General features: G+C 66.0%; 1 protein-coding gene. It reads left to right on the top strand.

Annotation, left to right across the window (positions count from 1 at the left end):
- A partial coding sequence (locus tag AQJ11_RS45060; protein ID WP_159061828.1) for an AMP-binding protein occupies positions 1-683 on the top strand: 683 nt, incomplete at both ends.

Raw genomic sequence — 683 nt, 5'->3', positions numbered from 1 at the left:
GATCTGGCCTACGTCATCTACACCTCGGGGTCCACAGGCAAGCCCAAGGGCGTCGCTCTGGAGCACCGTGGCGTGGTCAATTACCTGCACTGGTGCGACCAGAACTATCCGGCTGGCGGGCGCGGCGGGATCGGCAGCATCCTGTACTCGTCTGTCACCTTCGATCTGACGATCACCGCATTGTTCCTGCCCTTGATCCAGGGGCAGCGGCTGGTTGTTCCGGTGACCGGGGCTGACCAGACGGCCTTCGACGCCGCGATCGACCTCATCTGCACGGACGTCCCGGTCAGTTTCCTCAAGGCGACCCCCTCCCATCTCGAAGTCCTCGCCGCCCACCTCGAAACACGAAACGCCCGCCACCACATCACCACCATCGTCGCCGGCGGTGAGAACCTCACACCCCAGCTCGTCTCCCGCCTGCTCAACGCCAGCAGCACACAAACCATCATCAGCAACGAGTACGGCGCCACCGAGGGCTCCGTGGCGAACGTGATGAGCCTGACCACGGAGCCGGACCCGCACGGGGGGACCACGACCCTGGGCCGGGCCATCACCAACACCACCGTCTACGTCGTCGACCACCACAACCAGCCCGCTCCCGTCGGTGTCCCCGGCCACGCCCTGCTGGGTGGTATCTGCCTGGCGAGGCACTACCACAACCGGCCGGAGCTGACCGAGCAGCG

The organism is Streptomyces corchorusii, from assembly GCF_001514055.1.
GTDB lineage: Bacteria > Actinomycetota > Actinomycetes > Streptomycetales > Streptomycetaceae > Streptomyces > Streptomyces olivaceoviridis.
Note: the sequence above shows the minus strand (reverse complement) of the source record. Positions and strands in the feature narration are given on the sequence as shown.